This is a genomic window from Gammaproteobacteria bacterium (genome assembly GCA_013214945.1).
Taxonomy (GTDB): Bacteria; Pseudomonadota; Gammaproteobacteria; order Enterobacterales; family Psychrobiaceae; genus Psychrobium.
The window spans coordinates 1-21,711 of record JABSRT010000010.1 but is presented as its reverse complement, the minus strand read 5'-3'; the positions used below and the strand labels follow the sequence as shown (position 1 = coordinate 21,711).

At 44.6% G+C, this 21,711-nt stretch carries 23 protein-coding genes; 16 read left to right on the top strand and 7 right to left on the bottom strand.

The window, feature by feature from the left end; translation table 11 throughout:
- Positions 1-21 precede the first annotated feature (21 nt).
- Positions 22-771, bottom strand: a complete 750-nt coding sequence (locus HRU23_09305) for a hypothetical protein (protein ID NRA54326.1) — start codon at positions 769-771, stop codon at positions 22-24.
- An 18-nt stretch (positions 772-789) separates the two neighbouring features.
- Between HRU23_09305 and bioH the strand changes: the two genes are divergently transcribed.
- The 4 genes from bioH (at position 790) to HRU23_09285 (ending at position 3,714) form a co-directional block, all read left to right on the top strand.
- Positions 790-1,635, top strand: a complete 846-nt coding sequence (gene bioH / locus HRU23_09300) for a pimeloyl-ACP methyl ester esterase BioH (GenBank protein ID NRA54325.1) — start codon at positions 790-792, stop codon at positions 1,633-1,635.
- 83 nt (positions 1,636-1,718) lie between these two features.
- Complete coding sequence (locus tag HRU23_09295; protein ID NRA54324.1) at positions 1,719-2,423, top strand: hypothetical protein; 705 nt, start codon at positions 1,719-1,721, stop codon at positions 2,421-2,423.
- Positions 2,424-2,532: 109 nt separating this feature from the next.
- Entirely contained in the window at positions 2,533-2,820 is a 288-nt protein-coding gene (locus tag HRU23_09290; protein NRA54323.1) for a hypothetical protein, read from the top strand.
- A gap of 15 nt (positions 2,821-2,835) precedes the next feature.
- Positions 2,836-3,714, top strand: coding sequence for a hypothetical protein (locus tag HRU23_09285; GenBank protein ID NRA54322.1), 879 nt, complete (start codon positions 2,836-2,838; stop codon positions 3,712-3,714).
- An 18-nt stretch (positions 3,715-3,732) separates the two neighbouring features.
- Here the strand turns inward: HRU23_09285 and HRU23_09280 are convergent, their stop codons facing one another.
- Positions 3,733-6,027 carry an RNA-binding transcriptional accessory protein gene (locus tag HRU23_09280; GenBank protein NRA54321.1) on the bottom strand — a complete coding sequence of 765 codons (2,295 nt, stop codon included), beginning with the start codon at positions 6,025-6,027 and terminating at the stop codon, positions 3,733-3,735.
- Between the two features lie 94 nt (positions 6,028-6,121).
- On the opposite strand from HRU23_09280, the gene greB reads away from it, so the two are divergent.
- The 3 genes from greB (at position 6,122) to HRU23_09265 (ending at position 8,508) form a co-directional block, all read left to right on the top strand.
- On the top strand, positions 6,122-6,595 hold the full coding sequence (gene greB / locus HRU23_09275) for a transcription elongation factor GreB (GenBank protein ID NRA54320.1): 474 nt from the start codon (positions 6,122-6,124) through the stop codon (positions 6,593-6,595).
- A gap of 129 nt (positions 6,596-6,724) precedes the next feature.
- Positions 6,725-7,453 (top strand): glutathione peroxidase, encoded by a 729-nt coding sequence (locus tag HRU23_09270; protein ID NRA54319.1) that lies wholly within the window; start codon positions 6,725-6,727, stop codon positions 7,451-7,453.
- A 260-nt stretch (positions 7,454-7,713) separates the two neighbouring features.
- A complete protein-coding gene (locus HRU23_09265) occupies positions 7,714-8,508 on the top strand; it encodes a crotonase/enoyl-CoA hydratase family protein (protein NRA54318.1) in 795 nt (264 codons plus the stop codon).
- A gap of 49 nt (positions 8,509-8,557) precedes the next feature.
- Here the strand turns inward: HRU23_09265 and HRU23_09260 are convergent, their stop codons facing one another.
- Positions 8,558-11,398, bottom strand: a complete 2,841-nt coding sequence (locus HRU23_09260; protein NRA54317.1) for an FAD-binding oxidoreductase — start codon at positions 11,396-11,398, stop codon at positions 8,558-8,560.
- A gap of 230 nt (positions 11,399-11,628) precedes the next feature.
- On the opposite strand from HRU23_09260, the gene HRU23_09255 reads away from it, so the two are divergent.
- The 4 genes from HRU23_09255 (at position 11,629) to tcdA (ending at position 14,901) form a co-directional block, all read left to right on the top strand.
- A complete protein-coding gene (locus HRU23_09255) occupies positions 11,629-12,531 on the top strand; it encodes a LysR family transcriptional regulator (GenBank protein ID NRA54316.1) in 903 nt (300 codons plus the stop codon).
- Positions 12,532-12,545: 14 nt separating this feature from the next.
- Entirely contained in the window at positions 12,546-12,971 is a 426-nt protein-coding gene (locus tag HRU23_09250; protein ID NRA54315.1) for a hypothetical protein, read from the top strand.
- 128 nt (positions 12,972-13,099) lie between these two features.
- Positions 13,100-13,984, top strand: coding sequence for an aspartoacylase (locus HRU23_09245; protein NRA54314.1), 885 nt, complete (start codon positions 13,100-13,102; stop codon positions 13,982-13,984).
- A 116-nt stretch (positions 13,985-14,100) separates the two neighbouring features.
- Positions 14,101-14,901 carry a tRNA cyclic N6-threonylcarbamoyladenosine(37) synthase TcdA gene (gene tcdA / locus HRU23_09240; protein ID NRA54313.1) on the top strand — a complete coding sequence of 267 codons (801 nt, stop codon included), beginning with the start codon at positions 14,101-14,103 and terminating at the stop codon, positions 14,899-14,901.
- Here the strand turns inward: tcdA and HRU23_09235 are convergent.
- The 3 genes from HRU23_09235 to HRU23_09225 all read right to left on the bottom strand — a co-directional run bounded on the left by HRU23_09235 (position 14,898) and on the right by HRU23_09225 (position 16,282).
- Positions 14,898-15,314 (bottom strand): SufE family protein, encoded by a 417-nt coding sequence (locus HRU23_09235; protein NRA54312.1) that lies wholly within the window; start codon positions 15,312-15,314, stop codon positions 14,898-14,900. The genes tcdA and HRU23_09235 overlap by 4 nt on opposite strands.
- Positions 15,311-15,607: a DUF1244 domain-containing protein gene (locus tag HRU23_09230; protein NRA54311.1), complete on the bottom strand. Its 297-nt coding sequence runs from the start codon at positions 15,605-15,607 to the stop codon at positions 15,311-15,313. Before HRU23_09230 ends, HRU23_09235 begins: the two co-directional genes overlap by 4 nt.
- Before the next feature lie 66 nt (positions 15,608-15,673).
- Positions 15,674-16,282 (bottom strand): hypothetical protein, encoded by a 609-nt coding sequence (locus tag HRU23_09225; GenBank protein ID NRA54310.1) that lies wholly within the window; start codon positions 16,280-16,282, stop codon positions 15,674-15,676.
- A 319-nt stretch (positions 16,283-16,601) separates the two neighbouring features.
- Here HRU23_09225 and HRU23_09220 point away from each other — a divergent pair, with 319 nt between their 5' ends.
- Positions 16,602-16,940, top strand: coding sequence for a P-II family nitrogen regulator (locus HRU23_09220; GenBank protein ID NRA54309.1), 339 nt, complete (start codon positions 16,602-16,604; stop codon positions 16,938-16,940).
- The gene (locus HRU23_09215; protein ID NRA54308.1) at positions 16,941-18,239 is read left to right on the top strand and encodes an ammonium transporter; all 1,299 of its coding nucleotides are present in this window, start codon (positions 16,941-16,943) and stop codon (positions 18,237-18,239) included.
- Positions 18,240-18,339: 100 nt separating this feature from the next.
- Here HRU23_09215 and HRU23_09210 read toward each other — a convergent pair whose 3' ends face one another.
- Positions 18,340-18,975, bottom strand: a complete 636-nt coding sequence (locus HRU23_09210) for a TMEM165/GDT1 family protein (protein ID NRA54307.1) — start codon at positions 18,973-18,975, stop codon at positions 18,340-18,342.
- 303 nt (positions 18,976-19,278) lie between these two features.
- On the opposite strand from HRU23_09210, the gene HRU23_09205 reads away from it, so the two are divergent.
- From HRU23_09205 to HRU23_09195, 3 genes are all read left to right on the top strand, one after another.
- Positions 19,279-20,637 (top strand): DEAD/DEAH box helicase, encoded by a 1,359-nt coding sequence (locus tag HRU23_09205; protein NRA54306.1) that lies wholly within the window; start codon positions 19,279-19,281, stop codon positions 20,635-20,637.
- A 381-nt stretch (positions 20,638-21,018) separates the two neighbouring features.
- Entirely contained in the window at positions 21,019-21,330 is a 312-nt protein-coding gene (rpsJ, locus tag HRU23_09200) for a 30S ribosomal protein S10 (GenBank protein NRA54305.1), read from the top strand.
- A gap of 26 nt (positions 21,331-21,356) precedes the next feature.
- Positions 21,357-21,711 (top strand): 50S ribosomal protein L3 (locus HRU23_09195; protein ID NRA54304.1); only part of this gene is annotated, 355 nt, incomplete at its 3' end.

Here is a 21,711-nt window from a genome sequence, read left to right as displayed (position 1 = left end):
TCTCCAAATCCAAGGCTGCTGTTATATTAGGGTTCTGGCGATGCACCAGTACTGGATATCTATCGGCTGATGCTTGGTAATCGTGTTTGCTAATTCGTTCATCGTGGCGCCTGTCGTATAGACATCGTCAACTAACGCAATGTTATCAACGGCTAAAGTAGCGGGGAAACTAAATGCGCCGTCTAAATTGTGACGACGTTGCTTGGCATTTAATTGGGCTTGTGCTGGGGTAGCGATCACTCGTTGGCACGGAGTAGCAACGGCAATGTTAAGTAACTGGCCTAAGTGATTGGCAATTAACTCTGCTTGATTAAAGCCACGGCTTAACAAACGCCAACGGTGCAGCGGCACCGGAATTAATAATTCGGGTTTGTTAATATAACCTTGACTGATACTGTGCTCAACCCGTCGGCTCAGATGACGGGCCAATTCAAATGCAGCTTGGCTATTGCCGCGATATTTTAAGGCGGATATCAACTCCTTAAGTGGCGATAAATAATCGCTAGCGGTGAGCAGCGGATGCAGTGGCGGCTGATGTAGGCAGGTGCCACATAAAGCACTGTCGCTAGCTAGTGTGCTGGCGCAGCCTAAACAGAGAAAAGGTGGATAAGGCAAATCAGTTCGGCAGCAATTACACAAATGCTGGTGATAAGCTTGGGTTTGTTGAAAACATAACAGGCAGCGGTGGGGTAATTGCTGGCGCAACTTAGCGAGCGGCTGGGTTACCCATTGGCGTGACCATGATGTTAAACTGATATTATTAATTTTCATGTGAGCTAAGTGTAGCAAATGACTAAATCGACCCCGATCCTTGATGACTTATCAAATGCGGCCGCAGTAACGGCTATCGCAACTCACCTTAATAGCACCCCACTGCATGTTGAAGTGGTGGGGCAAGGGCCGGCGATAGTTCTGATCCATGGTTGGGGCCTTAATGGCGGAGTTTGGCACCAGGTTGTTGACAAACTTGCACTCGATTATCGGGTTTATACCATAGATTTGCCGGGCTTTGGTTTAAGCGAACAGCCGCTGGTCAGTGCTGAATTGGCCGACTGGGTCGACTTAGCCGTTGCAGCTATCGACGAGCCTGCTGTATGGCTAGGCTGGTCGCTGGGTGGTTTGGTCGCAACTCAAGCCGCGCTAACTTATCCTGAGCGCGTGACTAAGTTAATTACTGTTGCTAGTTCGCCTCATTTTGTCGCGCAAGCTAATTGGCCTGGAATTGCCGCTGACGTGTTAGCGACGTTCGAGCAGCAATTAGCCGATGATTTTTCAGCAACGCTAGATCGCTTTTTGGCGATTCAAGCCATGGGCAGTGTGTCGGCACGCCAAGATATTAAAGCGCTGCATCAAGTATTAAAACAGCGGCCGTTACCTGATCCGCGTGCACTGAAAGTGGGGCTGAATTTATTAGCAACTGTCGACTTGCGCCAGCAGTTGGTTGAAGTAAAGCAGCCATTTTTACGGCTGTATGGTCGGCTTGATTCGTTAGTGAGTTCGCGGGCAGTTAAGAAAATTGATTTGTTAGTACCTAGCAGTGATAAGTTTGTTTTTGGCAAGGCGTCACATGCGCCCTTTATTACCGACCTCGAGTTATTTATTGAGCAGCTTAATGGCTTTATCTGTACTGCTTAAAATTTGGTATGTTACGGTAGTTATTCTTAAGGATTTTGTGCATATAACAACCAGATTTCGCTGTTTTTGATAAAGGGGATGGTATGAAATGCAGTAACAAACATAGTTGCGCTAAGGACTGCGACGCAAAGGTCGCGGTGCAGTTATCTAGTTGGCTTGAACAAGGCATTAGCATTGCGCTGAAAAATAGCAATGTGCCTGCAGATTTGACCGATAAGTTAAGTCAATTAATCAGCAATGAACTCGACGCTTGTCAAGCCTGTGAAATTGTCCTACAGCAAGTTGCCACCGATAAAGCCGCTAATATAGCAACCCAGCGCCCCAAGGGGCGCGTTTTTGATCGGGCAATGGTTCATATGCTCGAGCTATTTTATGCCTCGGTGTTGGCCCGATCTAAAAACGGCGATAAATTAATGAGAGCGGCACCAGACTTTTTTAATATTGTGCCGCGCGGTGAATGTCTCGATCTCTTTCTACAAATGATCAAACGCCAATGCATCGGTCAATCAGAAGTCACTATTTATACCCAGCGGCTAGAGTCAATTTTACGGCCATATACCGAGCAAGGGCGGGTATCATGGGAGCAAGTTTACCTTGATGGCGATTTTGCGACCTTTTTGTTTGATCTATTTGGCTTGATCTTTACGCATATGAAAGCGGGTGAATATCCGGTGCCAGCACTTAATAATAGTTTAGCAGCCAAGCATAGTCCTCAACGGATCAATAACTTGCTAAAACATATGCTAGCCGTGTGGCAATTACAGCAACAGCAAGATCAAACACAGTAAGAAAAATGGCGATTAGAACAACCTATTTTTAGTAAAAAAGACTACTATTTAGTTGTGGTTTGTATAATAATTGAACTGTTATGGTGTTTGTAAATCAACGGAGGCATCTATGGAAATTCAATCGGCGTTTAATGCTGGAATTGCAGGTTATCAACAAGCGACCGAGCTTGCGACCGAAAGCGCGACCAATATCGCTAATCGTTCAAGCAATAACGCTAGCACTGCGGATACCGAGCAAGCGGCACAGTCTGTCAGTCAGCTTGATTCCAGGCCAAAAACCTCTGCGACCGAAGATATTGTTAATTTACGTGTAGCTGAGCATCAAGCGCTCGCGTCGGCTACGGTTATTTCAACCGCAGATGAAGTGGTTGGCAGTTTAATCGATACTCGCGTTTAATATTGTAATAAAGTTATGAATATAACGACCAATTATCCCAATGTTAGCTTAGTTACTACTAATCCTGCGACCGACCGTGTTGTACAAGATAACGCGGTTCGGCCGATCATTCCGCCTACTGGCGCGGTAGAGCCCAGCCTAAAAGAGCAAGCAACGGCTTCGCAGCATGACGCTAGTCGTCAACAGCCAGCTATTGTAACTAATCCCACTTACGATCTGCCGACGGTGATGACACCGGAAGAAATTGAGCGAGAGAAAGAGCAGCAAGGTAATCAGCAGGGCTCGCAACAAGATCCTGAGAATAAAGAACAGGCCGAAGAAAACCCGCCAACCACTCCAGACGAAGCTAATGAACCCAGTGGTCGCTATAGCGAATCTGAACAGCATAAAATAACAGAATTGGCTCAGCGTGACGCGGTAGTGGTGGCTCATGAAATGGCGCACTCAGCAACCGGTGGTCAATATGCGGGCGCTCCAAATTACAGTTATGAAACTGGCCCTGATGGCGGTAAATATGCCGTATCAGGCGAGGTGTCAATAGATACATCAGTAGTGGCTAACGATCCGCAAGCGACCTTAAGAAAAGCTCGTCAAATAAAGGCCGCCGCTTTAGCGCCAGCTGAGCCATCAAGCCAAGATCGCCGGGTGGCGATGAAGGCTGATCAGATGGCCCAACAAGCCCGTCAGGACATACTGGCCGCCGGGCGTGATGAAACTGAAGATGGATATCGGCCGTTACATCAAATTGAATCAGACAGCTTTAACCGCCGAATTAATCTGTCGCAAGATCCGGAATTTCAAGCAACCCTAAAAAGACGGTCTAGTCATATCGATGCCTTTTACAACCAAGCATCACAACCCTTAAATGCCAGTTCTTTATCACAACAAATTTAATGCTTATCCAAACTCAGGTTAACTAACTGCCTTTTTTAGCGCGTGAAAATGCATCGGCAAAACCACTATTATGCGCAGGTTGCTGCGGCTTGTTTGTTGGTTTTTTTGCACGGCTGCAACTTTTTCTTTTTCTGATGCTGATGCGGTAAGTTGCATGGTTAAGGCGATTCTTTTTCGCTGACAATCGACTTCGAGCACTTTGACCTTAACAATTTGCCCGGTTTTAACCACGGTTCGGGGATCACTGACAAAACGATCGCTTAACGCTGAGATATGTACTAAGCCGTCTTGGTGAACCCCAATATCGACAAAAGCGCCAAAGTTGGTGACATTGGTAATAATGCCTTCAAGGATCATTGCTGGCTGTAAGTCTTTTATCGACTCAATGCCTTCTTTAAAGCTGGCGGTGGTAAATTCAGGGCGGGGGTCACGCGCTGGTTTGTCGAGCTCTTCAATTATATCTTCAATGGTCGGCAAGCCAAATTGCTGATCAGTAAATTGGGCCGGACTGAGCTGGGCTAATTTATGACTATTGCCAATCAGTTGTCCGACGCTTTGATCTAAGCTGGTGGCCATCGCTTTAACTACAGCATAAGCCTCGGGATGAACCGATGAGTTGTCGAGTGGATTTTTGCCTTGGTTGATCCGTAAAAAACCGGCAGCCTGCTGATAAGCTTTAGGGCCGAGCCGTGTCACTTTGAGTAACTGTTGGCGGCTGGTGAAACGTCCGTGGGTTTCACGATACTCAATGATGTTAGCCGCGAGCGTTTTGTTAAGGCCACTGATGTGACATAACAACGGTGCTGATGCCATATTTAAATCAACCCCAACCGCATTAACACAGTCTTCAACGACTTCATCTAAACGCTGTGATAGTTGCGTTTGGTTGACGTCGTGCTGGTATTGACCAACGCCAATGGCTTTGGGTTCAATCTTAACCAACTCAGCTAAAGGATCTTGCAGTCGCCGCGCAATAGAAACTGCGCCACGCAAGGAGACATCCATTTGTGGAAATTCCAAGGCGGCCAATTCAGAGGCGGAATACACAGAAGCGCCCGCTTCACTGACCATTAGGCTAGTGCAAGTAAAATCTGGATGCTCCTTTTTACATTGCAGCACTAACTTTTCAGTTTCGCGTGAGCCAGTGCCGTTGCCAATGCTAATCAAACTAACTCGGTGCTGTTTAACTAATTTAACCAGTGTGGTCATCGATTGTTGCCATTGATTGCGTGGCGGGTGCGGGTAAATGGTGTCGGTGGCCAGTACTTTACCCGTACCATCGACAATCGCGACCTTAACACCGGTTCGAATGCCGGGATCTAAGCCGATGGTAATATGTTCTCCGGCCGGTGCTGCGAGCAATAAGTCACTAAGGTTAGTGGCGAATACTTCAATCGCTTGCTGATCGGCTTGCTCTCGGACTTTCGCCAGCAACTCATTTTCGATGCTAGGGTAAATACGGGTTTTCCAGCATTGGGTCGCCGCATCGATTAACCAGTCATCGGCCGCTCGACCTTGGTTATTAATGTTAAACTTTTTTAAAATAGCATGAAGGCAACGATTGCCTTGCTGGTGGGGATCACAATTGAGAGTGAGCTGGAGCACCCCATCATTACGGCCGCGTAACATTGCTAAAGCCCGGTGCGACGGTACTCTTTTTAGCGGCTCGCTATAACTGAGATAATTACGGTACTTGTCGACCAATTGAGTGGCCAGCGGCGGGGTCTTTTTGCGCGCGGCTTTGGACTCTAATTGACTATTGTGCCAAACGTAATCTCTGATCTGGACCATTAATTGTGGCTCGCTGGCGAAGCGGTCAATTAATATGGCCGTTGCACCGTCAAGTGCTTGAGCTGCGCTGGTAATTGCTTGGGCGGGATTAATAAATAACTTGGCCTGCTGCAGCGGTGATGTCTGTGGCGCAGCCAACAGCTTATTTGCTAATGGCTCGAGGCCTGCCGCGATAGCAATTTGGCCTTTGGTTTGACGTTTCGACTTAAACGGCCGGTAGAGGTCTTCCAATTGTGTTTTATTGTCGAGTTGATTAATTTGTCGCTCAAGCGCCGGGGTTAATTTACGGAGTTCACTAATAGTATTTATTACGGTGAGCTTGCGCTCGGCCAAGGCGCGTAAATAACTTAAGCGTTTAGCCAGCAGACGTAGTTGGGTATCGTCTAAGCCATTGGTTGCTTCTTTACGATAACGGGCGATAAAAGGCACGGTTGCGCCTCCGTCTAATAGGTTGATCGCCGTTTTAATGTGAGTGGGATCAACCGCTAATTCACTGGCTAGGGCATTGACTATTAATGACATTGGTAACTCGCGACAATTTTTATTGGCGATCAGTATACCTAATAAAATTCGATTGTATTAGAATCAGCCTAAGTTAGACTTGAAAACAAATAATATGAAAACAAATTTAGTGACGCTAGGCGGTTGGAATAAGCTTGATCAAGAGTTGAAATACTTGTGGAAAATTAAACGCCCTGAAGTGACTCGGGCGGTTTCAGAGGCTGCAGCCTTGGGCGACCGCAGTGAAAATGCCGAGTATAAAGAAGGCAAACGAGAATTGCGTTCTATTGACCGACGCTTGCGTTTTTTGATGAAGCGACTCGATGAGTTAACCATTGTTCATTACGCCCCATCGCAAGAGGGAAAAGTTTATTTCGGTGCTTATGTCGAAATAGAAGATGAGCAAGAGCAAGCCGTGACGTACCGGATTGTTGGGCCTGATGAAATCGATGTCGCTAACCAACACATTACGATTGATTCGCCGGTGGCTCGTGCGCTTATCGGCAAGGAAGTTGATGACGAAGTGGTCGTAAAGACGCCTAGTGGTGATAAGTTATGGTATATCAACGCTATTCGTTATGATCGTTAATCGTAAATTACTCAATGATAGATTTTACCTATGGTTAAGATAGTAATTTCCGGTTAGTGCAAATGGCAATTAGTGTCCATACTGGTGAAACCAACTTAAGCAATATTAATTCATTACGGAGTGCAGATTATGCTAGCAGACAAATCAGGTCAGACAGTACCAGCGGTTACCTTTAAAACCAGAGCCAATGATCAATGGTTAGACATTACAACTGATCAGCTTTTTGCCAATAAAACCGTGGTGGTTTTTTCTTTGCCTGGCGCATTTACCCCAACATGTTCATCAACTCACTTACCGCGTTATAACGAACTGTCGGCTGTTTTTAAGGCCAATGGCGTTGATGAAATTGTCTGTATCTCTGTTAACGATACCTTTGTGATGAACGCTTGGTTGGCCGATCAAGAAGCTGACAATATTACCGTAATCCCCGATGGCAATGGTGAGTTTAGCCAAGGCATGGGCATGTTAGTCGACAAACAGGATATTGGCTTTGGCAAACGCAGCTGGCGCTATTCAATGTTGGTGAAAAATGGGGTGATTGAGAAAATGTTCATTGAACCTGATTTGCCTGGCGACCCGTTTGAAGTATCAGATGCCGACACTATGCTCAGCTATATTAATCAAGACGCGGTTGCCCCAGTTGATATTAGCTTGTTTACTAAAGCCGGCTGTCCGCATTGCGCCAGAGCCAAGCAATTATTACGCGATAAGCAGTTAAGCTTTGAAGAAGTAGTAATTGGGCAAGACGCAAGCTTGTTGTCATTGCGAGCTATTAGTGGCAGCAGCACCGTGCCGCAAATATTTATCAGTGGTCAACTCATTGGTGGCGCCGACGAACTCGAACAGCACTTTTCTTAAATAGGCTTAAATAAAATTTCAGCCAAAAATGTTGCAGGTTTTATAGCGGCTTAAAACTCTATTTACGGCGTTGCGCTCAATCACAATAGCCAGCTATTGCTCAATCGCGCGCCTTGTACATAGAATTTTACTCACACCACAAACTCCTGAATTTCCAATGGTCACGGGTATAATTAGCTTAAACATTAGGCTAATTAAGTAGTAATAAATTCAAATAGGTGTTTTAATTCACCCTACTGGTCTGGCCAATAGAGTGCATTATGAGCAATCGAGTTGAAATTGAATACCAAGAACACATCGCCATTGTCAGTCTTAACCGACCTGACAAATATAACGCCCTCGACATGGCGATGTTCGATGCTATTACCAAGACGATAGCTGAACTTAAAGCTAACCGCAGTATCCGTGCGGTGATCCTCAAAGGGCAGGGCAAAGGTTTTTGTGCTGGGCTTGATATGGCCTCGGTGATGAAAAATCCGCTCAATGTCCATACTCTGTTAAAAAAGACAGATAATTCCCCGTCAAACCTTGCGCAAGATGTTGGCTATTTATGGCGTTCATTGCCAATGCCGGTGATTGCGGTTGTTCATGGTTCGTGTTTTGGCGGCGGCCTGCAAATTGCTTTGGGCGCTGACTTTCGTTATTCATCGCCCGATTGTCGATTCTCAATTATGGAAGCTAAATGGGGCCTGATCCCAGACATGAGTTTGGCCGTAACCTTACGTGAGTTAACTCGGATTGATATTGCCAAAGAGCTGACGATGACCGGGCGAATATTCGACGCCAGTGAGGCATTATCGTACGGCTTGGTCACTAAGGTTTGTGATGATCCTTATGCGCAAGCATTAGAGTTTGCTCAGCAGCTAACTCAGCGTTCACCCGACGCGGTGATGTACGCAAAAAAGCTATTAAACGACAGCTGGGTTAGTGATGATCGGACGGCGCTTGATTACGAAACGCGTTATCAAAAAAAGTTACTGGGCCGCTGGAATCATTTGGTCGCGATCAGTAAAAACTTCTTTAAGAGTCCATTACAGTTTAAGGACCGCGCTTAAGCTGATTTGGGGTGAATATATCACCCCAAACCTTTAATTATAGTAGGGCTTAAGTCGCTTCATTAACGCTGGTGGCTTTATCAACCAAGTAAATAATCGATTGATAATCAATGCCCGCATGGTGTGACAGGCCTATTTCACAAGTTCGGCTGTTGCTATAACCGTTGCTGCAACCCGCAGGAACCTGGGCTTTTAACGTGGCGAGCGCACTGGCATTAAGCTCGGGCGTGGTAAAACCTTTATCACCAGCAAATCCACAACAACCAATGTTCTCTGGCACCACCACATCACTTGAGCAGCGTTCGGCTAAATTAACCATTTGCTGATGCAGACCCATCCGTTGACTTGAACAGGTCACATGCAACATCACCGTTTCATCAACCGGGGTAAATGTTAGATACGGGCTGAGGATCTCGTTAATAAAACCTACTGGTTCATAGATCTTTAGGGCCGAAGCCGCCGCGGGATCCTCAAGCATCATCGACTTGCAGGGGCTGGTATCAAATAAAATAGGGTACTCGCCGTTATTACTAAGATTAAGTAGCTGCTGAGTCAAAGAGTGACGTTTGGCGTCCGCTTGTTCAAACAGGCCTTTGCTATTAAACGGCATGCCGCAACACTGACCAGAGAAGTCGGGGCGGATAACTTCAAATCCTGCTTTTTTCAATAATTGATAAGTGACCTCTGGCAAAGAGCGTTGCTCTGCGGCAATAACCGCTGGCCCCATATTGCGACTGGCGCAACTTGGCATGTAAACTACTTTTGGCGCTTGATTATTGTATTCAATTTTAATAGTTTTGTGTTTGGTTTTAGCTTTGGTTGGCGTATATGTTGTCCACAGCGGCAAACTATTATTGGTTAAATGGCGCAGGCTGCCCGTTATGCGAGTCATTAGTTTGTTGCCAAGCAGTTTATGACTCAGACCTGCGACAGTCAGTGCTATCCTACTAGCCGCTTCAATGCGGCTAAAGTTATTCGCAAGGCTGGTGGCGAGCGACTGGTGCTTGGCATTGTTTTGTGAGCGGATTTTACGGATAAGATCGCCGGTATTAATGCCAACTGGGCAGCGATCAGCACATAACCCGGTTGCAGCACAGGTCTCGACTCCTAAATAACTAAAATCTTGTTCTAGTTGATGTAACAGTTCAGGGTCTTGGTTGCTGCGACGCAAGCGTTGAATTTCACGGTAGCTGGTGATCCGTTGTCGCGGACTAAAACTGAGTTGATTAGACGGGCACACGGGTTCACAAAAGCCACACTCAATGCATTTGTCGACAATTTCATCGGCGGCGGGTAACGCTTTAAGGTGTTTGATATGCGCCTTAGGATCGTCATTAATAATGACCCCAGGATTAATCAGATTTTTGGGATCAAATAACAATTTAATCTGCTGCATTAGCTGATAACCTTGCTGTCCCCATTCCAGTTCAATAAATGGCGCCATGTTTCGACCCGTGCCATGTTCGGCTTTTAGTGAGCCTTGATACTCCACCGCAACTAAATGACAAACATCATCCATAAAATCTTGATAACGTTTTATTTCGATCTCAGTTGAGAAATCCTGAGTGAACACAAAGTGCAGATTACCTTCAAGGGCGTGGCCAAAAATAATCGCCTCATCGTAATGATATTTATCGAACAACTGTTGCAGGTCTTTAACCCCGGCCGCCAAGTGTTCAACGGGGAAGGCGACATCTTCAATGATAACAGTAGTGCCAGTTTCGCGCATGGCTCCAACGGCAGGGAACGTGCCTTTACGGATTGCCCACAATGCTGAATATTTCTCGGCATCACTGGTAAAGTCGATGCAATTAGTTTGTTCGAATTGCGCTAATATCTCAACTAACTCCGCGGTCTGGTTACTTAATAATTGTTGATTGGCAGCGCGGGTTTCAATTAATAGTGCGGCAACGTTACTGTCGAGTTGATTAATAAAATCAGGTAAGCCAGGCATTTGGCTAACCGAGGCCAGGGAGCGTCGATCAAGTAATTCAACCGCCGCAACATTGGCTTTTTTTAAGGCTTTGACCGCATTACAGGTTGTTTCGATATCCGGAAAAAATACCAGTGATGACGCCCGATGCTTGTGCTCAACAACGGTATGGTAGGTCACTGAGGAAATAAACCCTAAGGTGCCTTCTGAACCTATCATTAAATGGGCTAAGATATCGATCGGGTCTTCAAAATCGATTAACGAGTTAATCGCATAACCTGTGGTATTTTTAAGCCGATATTTGTGCTCAATTAATTGATGTAATTGTTGGTTGTTTTTTGTTTGCTGGGACAATTGGCTCAAACTAGCAAGTAGCGGGGCATGAGATATTTTAAATTGTTCTATGCTGGAACTATTACTTGTATCTAATATCGCGCCATCATTCAAAACAACCCGAATACTAGCAAGTGTATGGTAGCTATTTTGGGCGACGCCACAGCACATACCACTGGCATTGTTAGCTGCAATACCCGCTATTTTACAGGTATTGATCGACGCAGGATCGGGACCTATTTTTCGGCCGTAAGGCGCGAGGTATTTGTTGGCGTCACTGCCGATAACGCCAGGATCAAGCTTTATCTTAAGGCCTAAATCTAGGACCTGATGCTTACGCCAGCTATTAGTTAGCATAATTAAAATAGAGTCTGATTGCGCTTGTCCTGACAAGCTGGTGCCTGCGGCACGAAAAGTAACAGCGAGTTCTGCCGACTGCGCGGCGATAACGAGTTTTACTAACTCGACTTCATTATCTATTTGAACGACTAACTGTGGTGTTAGACGATAAAAGCTGGCGTCAGTACCGTAAGCTAAGCATTTAGCTAGGTTTGATATTACCCGCTCTTGCGGCAGAAATTCGGTGATTAGATTACTAAATTCTTGATATTTCTTCGCCAGCATACATACGCCTTCTTTAGATTGATTCAGGGCTACTATTTACAGCTCATTAATTGCGCTTAACCTTAACAAATTTATGGTCAAAACATAATGTCATCTTGGTCTGACAACTGCTCCCTAGTGACATTAGACTTTTTTTGGCAATAAATTAACGAGGGTTTAATTTATCGTTAAAAATATTGTTAATATATAGCCTGTAAATTAATTTATTATTTCATAAAACGGTGTAATTAATGTCGAATGCTAATGAACTCGCGTTATTTTCTATTGTGGTCGAGGCCAAATCATTTAATAAAGCAGCCAAAATTGCGGGTATTTCCACCCCAGCCCTGAGTAAAAAAATTACTAAATTAGAAAATGAGTTAGGGGTGCAGCTGCTGCACCGCACGACCCGACGTTTACACTTAACCGAAGCCGGAGCAATTCTTTACCAGCACGCTAAAGATATTCATCGTCAAGTAAATGATGCCGTGAGCGCTGTGAGTAATTTTAGTCAAGGCTTGAATGGGGTAATAAAAATGACTGTGCCGACTATTTCAGGCGAGTTGTTATTGTCTGAGGCGGTGGCACAGTTTAGTCAGCAGCATCCGAATTTAACCATAGATATGCGGCTTGAAAACCAATTTGTTGATTTAGTGAAAGAAGGGCTCGACTTGGCCATTAGGACCGGGGTGTTGGCTGATTCCAGTTTGATTGCTAAACCGCTGATGGAATCAAATTGGGTAGTGTGCTGCGCACCTAGTTACATCACGGCTAATGGTCAGCCACAAACTATTGACGATTTGGCTCAGTTTAACTGCCTTGCTTATGCTTATCAGGCCCAAGGGGCGTGTGATTGGCGTTTGAGAAAAAATGGCCAAGAGCATTCGGTTAGAATTTCAGGAAATTTTTCGACTAATAATGCGCAGGCGTTACGAAAAGCTGCATTGGCTGGGTGCGGTATCGTTTATGTGCCTCGTTGTTGCGTATATCAAGATTTGTGTAATGGTGATTTAATTGCGCTATTAACCGATTATAAACCACGTTCGTTAGGGATCTACGCTGTTTATCCTTATACTCGCCATCAGCCTGAGAAGGTCAGATTGTTGATTGAGCATATTGGTCGTGCCTACCAACAGCGGGCAGATTATTTTTAAGGATTATGAATTAGATGAACTATTTAGAAGTATTTCCCTATATTGCTTTGGTATGGGGGGTACTGGGGGTTGCCGTCGCTCTTAAAGGTGAGGCTGCTGGCACAGCTCAATATACGGTATTAACCAAATTATGGTTGGTGATCGCTTGGGCATATTTAGCCGCTTGTGTACCTATATTTCAAGAGAGCCAGCACTTTAGTGCGCAGATGACATTTTTCTATGCGGCTTTTGCGGCTATTCTGTCCTTGGAAGTGTGGATTATTTTTCTTGGCACCTTAATCGCAGTCGCTTTAGCAAAAAAAGCGCATGATCATGAGTTTTCGTCATTGATGCTGCAGTGGCACTTGCCGATTAAACGAGTGCTTAAGCCAATGTTGCAGGTATTAAGCGTGCTGCAGATAGTTAATGCGCTTTATTATGTGTTAAGTTTACCCGCATAATGCGTTCAATTTTACTTATAACTAATTGTAATTACTTACCATAATAGGTAATGATAAAGCGGACAAAAATTGGTTAAGATGTAACAAAGTAAATATGTACTGAGTCATCGATGATAAAGGATAGATAAATGATCAAACAGTTAGCGATTGTAGGTGGTACTCATGGCAATGAGTTCACTGGAATTTACCTGCTAAAGAAGTGGCAAGAAAATCTAGAACTAATCCAGCGTAGCAGCTTTGTTACTGAAACCTTGTTTGGTAACCCTCAGGCGCATCAAGAAAATAAACGTTATGTCGATAATGATCTTAACCGACGCTTTAACCGTGATGAATTAGCGCAGCCGGGTTTAACCAGTGTTGAAGAAGTAAGAGCTAAGGAAATAAATAAGTTGCTCGGGCCTAAGGGGGACGCGCGAGTTGATTTTATTATTGACCTGCATACGACCACGTCGAATATGGGACCGACCTTATTATTGACCGCTAAAGGTAAGTTTTATAATCAGCTGGCCGCTTACGTTAAAATGCACATGCCTGAATTGGTGATTTGTTGCGATGAAGATCATAAAACCAATGACGAGCATCATTTTCTTTCGAGCATTGCACCGATGAGTGTGATGGTTGAAGTGGGACCGGTACCACAATCGGTGATCCGCCATGATGTCTTTGATCAAAGTGAGAAAATGACCTCACTGATCCTTGATTTTATTGAGCTTGATAATACCGGGCGTTTACCTGAACTGCCTGAAACCGTTGACGCATATCGTTACCTTGAGTGCATCAATTTACCGCTGACCGAGTCTGGCGAACGTGCCGGCATGATCCATCGCGATATTCAAGATAAGGACTTTGCTGCCATTGCACCTGGCCAGCCGATTTTTGTCACTTTTGCCGGCGAAGAGGTTTGTTATCAGGGCGAACAAACGGTGTATGGATCTTTTATTAATGAAGCGGCTTATTATGACAATAATATTGCGATGTCATTGTTGGAAAAAATCAGCCTAAACTGCCGTTAATCAATAACTACACCGCATCATCTGCGCTAGTGCTAACTCTGCGCAGATGATGCTGGCGTTCGATAATCAAAACGAGGATAATGCCCCACTTAATTTTAGTGGTACAGTATTGGTGGATGGTAATGTCTAGTCAGTTTGATCTTCGTTTTGGTGGCACCAAGCGGCTTTATGGTGAACAGGCCGTAGCAAAGTTAGCACAAGCGCATGTTTGTGTTATCGGCATTGGTGGTGTTGGCTCATGGGCAGCAGAAGCCTTAGCACGCAGCGCGATAGGTGAAATCACCTTAATTGACTTAGACGATATTTGTGTTACCAATACTAATCGTCAGATCCACGCTACCGTCGATACTGTCGGCCAGTCAAAGGTTGAGGTAATGGCGCAGCGCATTAAGGCGATTAATCCTGAATGTGTGGTTAATCAAGTTGAAGACTTTGTAGATCCTGACAATCTGGCACAATTAATTACTAAAGATTTTGATTATGTGATTGATGCAATCGATAGCATCAAGGCTAAAGTTGCCTTGTTAGCTTATTGCAAGCGCAACAAAATTAAGATTATTACTGTCGGCGGGGCCGGTGGTCAGCAAGATCCTACCAAAATTCAAGTGGCAGATTTAGCCAAAACATATCAAGACCCACTGGCAGCTAAAGTGCGAAATGAGTTACGCCGCTTTCATAACTTTACTAAAAATCCGAAACGTCGCTTTCAAATTGAATGTGTCTTTTCATCAGAGCAGTTGGTTTATCCGACCGCGAGTGGCGAAGTGTGCCAGCAAAAATCTCAAACTGATGGGCCAATGAAAATGGATTGTTCGTCAGGATTTGGTGCTGCCACCGTGGTGACGGCAACTTTTGGATTTGTTGCCGTAGCGCGGGTGATTAGTAAGTTAACTCAAGTTAAAGAGCCAACGAGCTAAGCACACGGCTGTAATAACCTAATCGCTTCTATAATTGCCTTAATGCCATTGCCACGAGAAGGGCTTAAATGGCTAAGCAAACCGAGTTGTTCGATAAATTCGACGCAATCAAATTGTTGAACTTGTTCGAACGTTAGCTCTTGATGTGCGCTAATGATAATTGAAATTAAGCCCTTAATTATCTTGGCGTCGGAATCTATAGTTAGGTTCAAGTGCATGCTAGCTTGGTCGTAATGACCGATAAACCAGACTTTGCTTTCGCAACCACTAAGCAGTCGATCATCTGTTTTTTGCTCATCGTCTAACGCAGGCAAGGCCTTGCCTAAACGCATAATCATCCGATAACGATCTTCCCAACTTCTCTGGTTGGCAAATAACTCGACCAGTTGTTGCTGGTGCAGGCTTACGATCATGATTTTTTTGCAGCAAAGGCGGCCAGCTGTTCCGGCGTTGCTGGTAATTGATGATCGGCTTTCCACTGTGAGTATGGCATACCATAAACCCGCTCACGGGCTTGTTCATCCGACATCTCAACGCCTTGCTCGTCGGCAGCGGTTTTATACCATTTACCGAGACAGTTACGACAGAAATCGGCCAAAATCATTAAATCGATATTTTGAACATCTTTGTTGTGGTCAAGGTGCTTAAGCAGGCGACGAAAGGCGGCAGCGTCTAACTGATCTTGAGTTTGTTGGTCTAATTGCATCAGGATGTTCCGAATAAAAAGAAACAATTGTAGCGCAAATTAACCTGATCATTAAGCCTGTTGCAATTAATGGCTGGTGATTGACCCGATCAGATACTCTATTTCTGGCAGTAAGACATCGATGTTTGCGCCAATTTGATTGATTCTGTCTTGATCCGTTGGCTCCATCAAGCACGATTGATTAGCAAATTGGTAACTGGCTAAAATTATTTTTTGTTTGGCTTGGTGGCTCAGGAAAATCTTTTGCTGTTGCAGGTAAGGTAAGGTCGGGCTTTGACCGTTAGCAATTGCGATCATTTGATTGGTAATATCACTATTTGCAATGGTGATCTGTGTGTGTTCGAAATAGATATCGATTAGACGTTGGCGACTGTAAGTGGTATCGCCGTAACCTGTCGCTAGATAACACAGTACCCGTAACAGCACCATTTTATCAATGGCTTGTTGGTAATCACTGGGAGACTCAAGCCGTTGCGGATCATAACAAGAGCCACAGTGGCTGCAGAGTAAAAAATCACTTTTGAGCGATAATTTGAAGGTTTTTATAAAAAACACATAGAAATACGGCTGGGTTTGCTGATGAGAAAAAGCTTGCTGGCACTGGCAAACAGGACACTCGAGCGTTCCCTTGTCGAGATCTGAACTGACTTCTTGTTCGCCGAAAATTATCATCATGATAGCGCTCCCGTCTATTATTTGCGTACCTTCGCTTACTTAAACATAGCATGTTGATTTCGATAAGCAATCATCAGTGATTGGGTGCGTGGTGGTTATGATGCCATCACCAATAAAGTGCACGACGCGCTAAAATGGCTCAATTTGTTTAGTTGTTGCACGATAATGGGTCGAATAAGCCTTGTTGATGCTCTTTATTGGTGCGTTGCGTGACTTTGATTAAAGTGTTAGTTGCTTATTTGTTTGATTTTAAACATAAAATACTTATGGTTTGAATCCTGCATTAAATGACTCTCACCTAACGATAATGGAATGCGCAATGAAACTAATAACTGCAATTATAAAACCTTTTAAAGTTGATGATGTAAGAGAAGCATTAGCCGATGTTGGTGTTCAGGGCGTTACGGTCTCTGAAGTCAAAGGCTTTGGCCGCCAAAAAGGTCATACCGAGTTATATCGTGGTGCCGAATACGTCGTTGATTTTTTACCTAAGGTAAAGCTTGAAATTGCGACTACCGATGAGTGTGAAGAGATTGTGATTGAGGCGATTGTTAAAGCTGCCCATACCGGAAAGATCGGAGACGGCAAAATATTTGTGACCGAGCTTGAGCAGGTGATCCGGATCAGGACATCAGAAGAAGGTCCAGAGGCTATTTAAATGACAATGCTGGTAAAGTTTTTAGCCGTTGCCTTTGGTTTGTTTTCATTTGGTGCAACCGCACAACAAGAATCGTTAAATGGTGCGAATACTGCGTGGGTATTAACGTCGTCGGCTTTAGTGTTATTCATGACTCTGCCGGGTTTGGCATTGTTTTACGGAGGCCTAGTTCGCAGTAAAAATGTGTTGTCGATTTTGATGCAATGTTTTTCAATTGCAGCCATCGGCTCTGTTTTATGGTTAGTGATTGGTTATTCATTGGCCTTTGACAGCGGCAATGGCTTTATTGGCGGTCTTGATAAGGTGTTATTGGCTGGTATTGGCCGCGATGATTTAGTTGGCGATATTCCTGAACCCTTATTCATGTTATTTCAAATGACCTTTGCGATAATAACACCAGCGCTGATTATTGGCGGTTTTGCTGAGCGCATGAAGTTTTCTGCGGTATTGTTATTTTGCGCCGCGTGGATGTTATTAGTCTATGCACCAATTACCCACTGGGTATGGGGTGGTGGTTGGTTAGCGCAATTGGGTTTATACGATTATGCCGGTGGTACAGTGGTGCACATTACAGCCGGTGTCGCAGCCTTGGTTTCGGCAAAAATGCTCGGGCCACGTAAAGGCTTTCCAACGACTGCAATGTTGCCGCATAACATGACCATGACGGTCACCGGCGCTGGCATGTTGTGGGTCGGTTGGTTTGGCTTTAATGGCGGCAGTGCCCTGGCTGCTAACGGTGATGCCGCGATGGCGATTATTGTGACCCATATTTCTGCCTCGATGGGCGCGATTACTTGGGCGGCAATTGAATGGAAAAAATTTGGTAAGCCAAGTGCGTTAGGCATTGTTACAGGCATGGTCGCTGGGTTAGGTACCATCACGCCTGCTTCAGGTTATGTCGGTCCTGGCGGCGCGTTGATTATTGGTTTGTCTGCTGGCTTTGTCTGTTTTTATGCCACGGTATATATCAAGCAAAAACTAAAAATCGATGATGCGCTTGATGTTTTTCCGGTTCATGGTGTTGGCGGTATTTTAGGAACTTTATTAGCTGGAATTTTTAGCTCAACCGAATTGGGCGTGTTTAGTGGCTATGGTTTTGCTGCTGGCAATGAAACCATGGCGGAACAATTTGGGGTGCAGGTGATCGGGGTTGTCGCAACTTTTGGTTATACCGCAGTGGTCAGTTGGATTTTATTTAAAATAGTCGCTCACTTTACCAATGGCTTAAGGGTGGATGTCGAGCAAGAAATGACCGGGCTTGATATTTCAGAGCATGAAGAGTCTGGGTACAGTTTGTAATACCGATTGCATTAAGTATGTGATCATTTAATGCAATCGGTATAATCAAATCAATAGTTAGTTTCATCAACGGGTCGGTCATTGACCGGCCCGTGCTGATTTATCTAAACAGCTGATATGCCTGATAGCCAGCGGTTAAACCTAAGATAATAAACAAGCTGCCACTTACCTTATGTAACAACGTCATCGAAATCCGCTGTAACAGCGTGCGGCCTAACCAAACACCTAGCAGGGTGGTAGATATTAGTGCTAGCGTTGCGCCAATCCAAACTGAAAGTGGTGGTTGTGTTGTGCTAAGTCCTACGACTGCTAGCTGGGTCTTATCGCCAAATTCAGCAACCGTAATTAAAACAAAAGTCGTTAGCACGAGTCGAGATGCTGAAAAATCAACAGTGTCAGTTTGATCATGTGATTGATTGATGTGGCGCAATGTCTGGATCCCAAAGACCAAAAACATCACGGCAACCACAACACTGAGGTATTTCAATTCTATTAACTGGGTTAATGTCAGCCCAATCACAACGGCCATCGAGTTTAAAAAGACAAAGGCGGCAATTGCGCCTACCACGACAGGCCCAGCGCGATAGCGAGCGGCAAGTACCATGCAGACTAACTGGCTTTTGTCACCCATTTCAGCCGCTATCACTACCAGATAACTGATCCCAATAATGGCAGGAGCAAACACTAGCTCTAGCTGTTCAAGGTTAGAGTCAGTAATAAAAAATAATTGATCCATCGGTTTTTAACGATTTAATAAAGCAAAGTGCGCAGATTTTAAGGAAAAGACTGTATAAAAGCAAAATATGTTAGGCCCGAGTAATTATCTCATGGCAGCAGCGTTTAAATAAAACGCCGATATCTAAATTATAATGTGCTGGCCTTGGTAATTATCTGGCGCCGACTGTTATCGCTAACACTTAGCTGGGAGTTACTGTAGAATACACGCCTTTTGTCGATTGGCGATCTATACTGCTTAGATAATCCGGTCGCCGTTCGTTAAAGCCGTGGACTATGTCATGGCAATATAAAGAGACAACTTATGAGTTTTGATACCCTTGGCCTATCCGCTGAAATCTTAAAGGCAGTTGCCGAACAAGGTTATGACACGCCATCTCCTATTCAAGCACAAGCTATTCCTGCGGTACTTGAAGGTAAAGACGTAATGGCTGCAGCGCAAACTGGCACTGGTAAAACAGCCGGTTTTACCTTACCAATTTTGCAAAACCTGTCACAAGGCCAACGGGCACAAAACAATCAGGTTCGCGCACTTATTTTAACCCCAACTCGCGAGCTAGCGGCTCAGGTTGCTGACAACGTTGCAACTTATAGTAAGCATTTGCCATTAAGTTCTGCTGTAGTGTTTGGTGGGGTTAAAATTAATCCACAAATGATGAAATTACGTCAAGGGGTCGACGTGTTAGTCGCGACACCAGGCCGGTTAATGGATCTTTATAACCAACGTGCTGTTCGGTTTAACCAGTTAGAAGTATTGGTGCTTGATGAAGCTGACCGGATGTTAGACATGGGCTTTATTCATGACATTCGTAAAATCCTTAATATTTTACCAAAGAATCGTCAAAACTTGATGTTTTCTGCAACATTCTCAAATGACATCAGAAAACTGGCCAAGGGTATGATCAATAACCCAGTCGAAATTTCGGTTAGCCCGGCAAATACCACAGTTGAAAGTGTTGAGCAGTGGTTATGTCCAGTTGATAAGAGCCGTAAGTCGGCCTTGTTAACCCACCTTATTAAAGAAAATGACTGGCAGCAAGTATTGGTCTTTACCCGTACCAAGCACGGTGCCAACCGTTTAACAAAACATTTAGAAAGCAAAGGCCTTACCGCTGCTGCTATTCATGGTAACAAGAGCCAGGGCGCACGTACCAAAGCTTTGGCTGCTTTTAAAGATGGCTCAGTTAAAATCTTAGTGGCAACTGATATTGCTGCACGTGGCATTGATATTGACCAGTTACCACATGTTGTTAACTTTGATTTACCTAATGTTGCTGAAGATTATGTGCATCGTATTGGTCGTACTGGCCGTGCTGGTGCCACCGGTGAAGCCGTGTCATTAGTCAGTAATGATGAAATGAAGCAGTTAAAAGACATTGAACGCCTTACAAAGCAAGTTATCGAGCGTCGTCCAATCGAAGCCTTTGACCCGATCCATAAGGTACCGGTTACAGAACTCGATACTCGACCTGTTAAAGATGCCCGTCCGAAGAAGCCGCATGCTGATCATCAAGATGGTCAACGTAGCAGTGACAATGCCCGCGGTCATAAGCCAAAAAGCAGCAACCCACGCCATAAGTCTGGTAATAGTGAATCACAAAGCGGTGCCAACAAGCGCAGCAGTGGTAATCGTGGCGGTCGAGGCTCAATTAGTTTTAGCTAGTCGAAACTACAGCGTTAGCGGTTTGTCATTGAACCGCTAATTTATTGCTTGATGTATTTAGCAAAGGCTGTATGATATGCGACCATCCTTCGATAGAATCGAAGTTAGCTTGGCGGCAATTAGCAGTCAGGTTATAAAATAGAAAACGTACGTATTTTTAGCTTGTGTATTTACATAATTGCACATATAATATGCGTCCGCTTGTTGAGAAGCTTTTAATTAGGTTATATCTCATCAAGTGCCAACCGCAAGGTTGGGTTTGCAACAGCGGCCCCGATAGGGGGTCGAATTAGTGAAAATAGCGCTCCGCTTTCAATCTATTAGATATGAATGTGTGAGGGGCTTTTTTTGTCGTGTAAATTTAGATTGGAGTTTGGTGTAATGCAAAACCAAAGAATCCGTATCCGCCTTAAAGCGTTCGATCACAAGTTGATCGATCAGTCTACAGGCGAGATCGTGGAAACGGCCAAGCGCACTGGCGCTCAGGTTCGTGGTCCGATCCCTTTACCAACACGTAAAGAACGTTTCACAATACTGACTTCACCGCACGTTAATAAAGACGCGCGTGATCAGTATGAGATCCGTACTCATAAGCGCCTAATCGATATCGTTGAGCCAACAGAAAAAACTGTTGATGCTTTAATGCGTTTAGATTTGGCTGCTGGTGTTGATGTTCAAATCAGCTTAGGTTAACCCTAAGACGGTAAGAGGTTATAACAATGGCTATTGGTCTAGTCGGTCGTAAAGTTGGAATGACACGCGTCTTCACAGAAGACGGTGTATCAATTCCAGTGACTGTTGTTGAAGTTCAGCCGAACCGTGTAACTCAAGTAAAAACTCTTGAGATAGACGGTTACCGCGCTCTTCAAGTAACTACAGGCTCTAAAAAAGCGAGTCGCGTTAACAAACCACAAGCAGGTCATTTTGCTAAAGCTGGCGTAGAAGCTGGGCTTTGTCTGTGGGAATTTCGCCTTAACGGTGATGAGGGTGAGTTCGCACTTGCTCAAGAAATCACTGTAGAATTATTCAATGACGTGCACAAAGTTGACGTTACTGGTAAGTCTAAAGGTAAAG

Bases quoted from the DNA above. Each gene is read 5' to 3' on its own strand.
- tcdA (NRA54313.1), top strand. From the start codon at position 14,101: ATGGTAATGTCTAGTCAGTTTGATCTTCGTTTTGGTGGCACCAAGCGG.
- HRU23_09215 (NRA54308.1), top strand. From the start codon at position 16,941: ATGACAATGCTGGTAAAGTTTTTAGCCGTTGCCTTTGGTTTGTTTTCA.
- HRU23_09255 (NRA54316.1), top strand. From the start codon at position 11,629: ATGTCGAATGCTAATGAACTCGCGTTATTTTCTATTGTGGTCGAGGCC.
- HRU23_09235 (NRA54312.1), bottom strand. From the start codon at position 15,314: ATGATCGTAAGCCTGCACCAGCAACAACTGGTCGAGTTATTTGCCAAC.
- HRU23_09280 (NRA54321.1), bottom strand. From the start codon at position 6,027: ATGTCATTAATAGTCAATGCCCTAGCCAGTGAATTAGCGGTTGATCCC.
- HRU23_09205 (NRA54306.1), top strand. From the start codon at position 19,279: ATGAGTTTTGATACCCTTGGCCTATCCGCTGAAATCTTAAAGGCAGTT.
- HRU23_09245 (NRA54314.1), top strand. From the start codon at position 13,100: ATGATCAAACAGTTAGCGATTGTAGGTGGTACTCATGGCAATGAGTTC.
- HRU23_09220 (NRA54309.1), top strand. From the start codon at position 16,602: ATGAAACTAATAACTGCAATTATAAAACCTTTTAAAGTTGATGATGTA.
- bioH (NRA54325.1), top strand. From the start codon at position 790: ATGACTAAATCGACCCCGATCCTTGATGACTTATCAAATGCGGCCGCA.
- HRU23_09225 (NRA54310.1), bottom strand. From the start codon at position 16,282: ATGATGATAATTTTCGGCGAACAAGAAGTCAGTTCAGATCTCGACAAG.
- rpsJ (NRA54305.1), top strand. From the start codon at position 21,019: ATGCAAAACCAAAGAATCCGTATCCGCCTTAAAGCGTTCGATCACAAG.
- HRU23_09230 (NRA54311.1), bottom strand. From the start codon at position 15,607: ATGCAATTAGACCAACAAACTCAAGATCAGTTAGACGCTGCCGCCTTT.
- HRU23_09265 (NRA54318.1), top strand. From the start codon at position 7,714: ATGAGCAATCGAGTTGAAATTGAATACCAAGAACACATCGCCATTGTC.
- HRU23_09270 (NRA54319.1), top strand. From the start codon at position 6,725: ATGCTAGCAGACAAATCAGGTCAGACAGTACCAGCGGTTACCTTTAAA.
- HRU23_09290 (NRA54323.1), top strand. From the start codon at position 2,533: ATGGAAATTCAATCGGCGTTTAATGCTGGAATTGCAGGTTATCAACAA.
- HRU23_09210 (NRA54307.1), bottom strand. From the start codon at position 18,975: ATGGATCAATTATTTTTTATTACTGACTCTAACCTTGAACAGCTAGAG.
- HRU23_09250 (NRA54315.1), top strand. From the start codon at position 12,546: ATGAACTATTTAGAAGTATTTCCCTATATTGCTTTGGTATGGGGGGTA.
- greB (NRA54320.1), top strand. From the start codon at position 6,122: ATGAAAACAAATTTAGTGACGCTAGGCGGTTGGAATAAGCTTGATCAA.
- HRU23_09285 (NRA54322.1), top strand. From the start codon at position 2,836: ATGAATATAACGACCAATTATCCCAATGTTAGCTTAGTTACTACTAAT.
- HRU23_09305 (NRA54326.1), bottom strand. From the start codon at position 771: ATGAAAATTAATAATATCAGTTTAACATCATGGTCACGCCAATGGGTA.
- HRU23_09295 (NRA54324.1), top strand. From the start codon at position 1,719: ATGAAATGCAGTAACAAACATAGTTGCGCTAAGGACTGCGACGCAAAG.
- HRU23_09260 (NRA54317.1), bottom strand. From the start codon at position 11,398: ATGCTGGCGAAGAAATATCAAGAATTTAGTAATCTAATCACCGAATTT.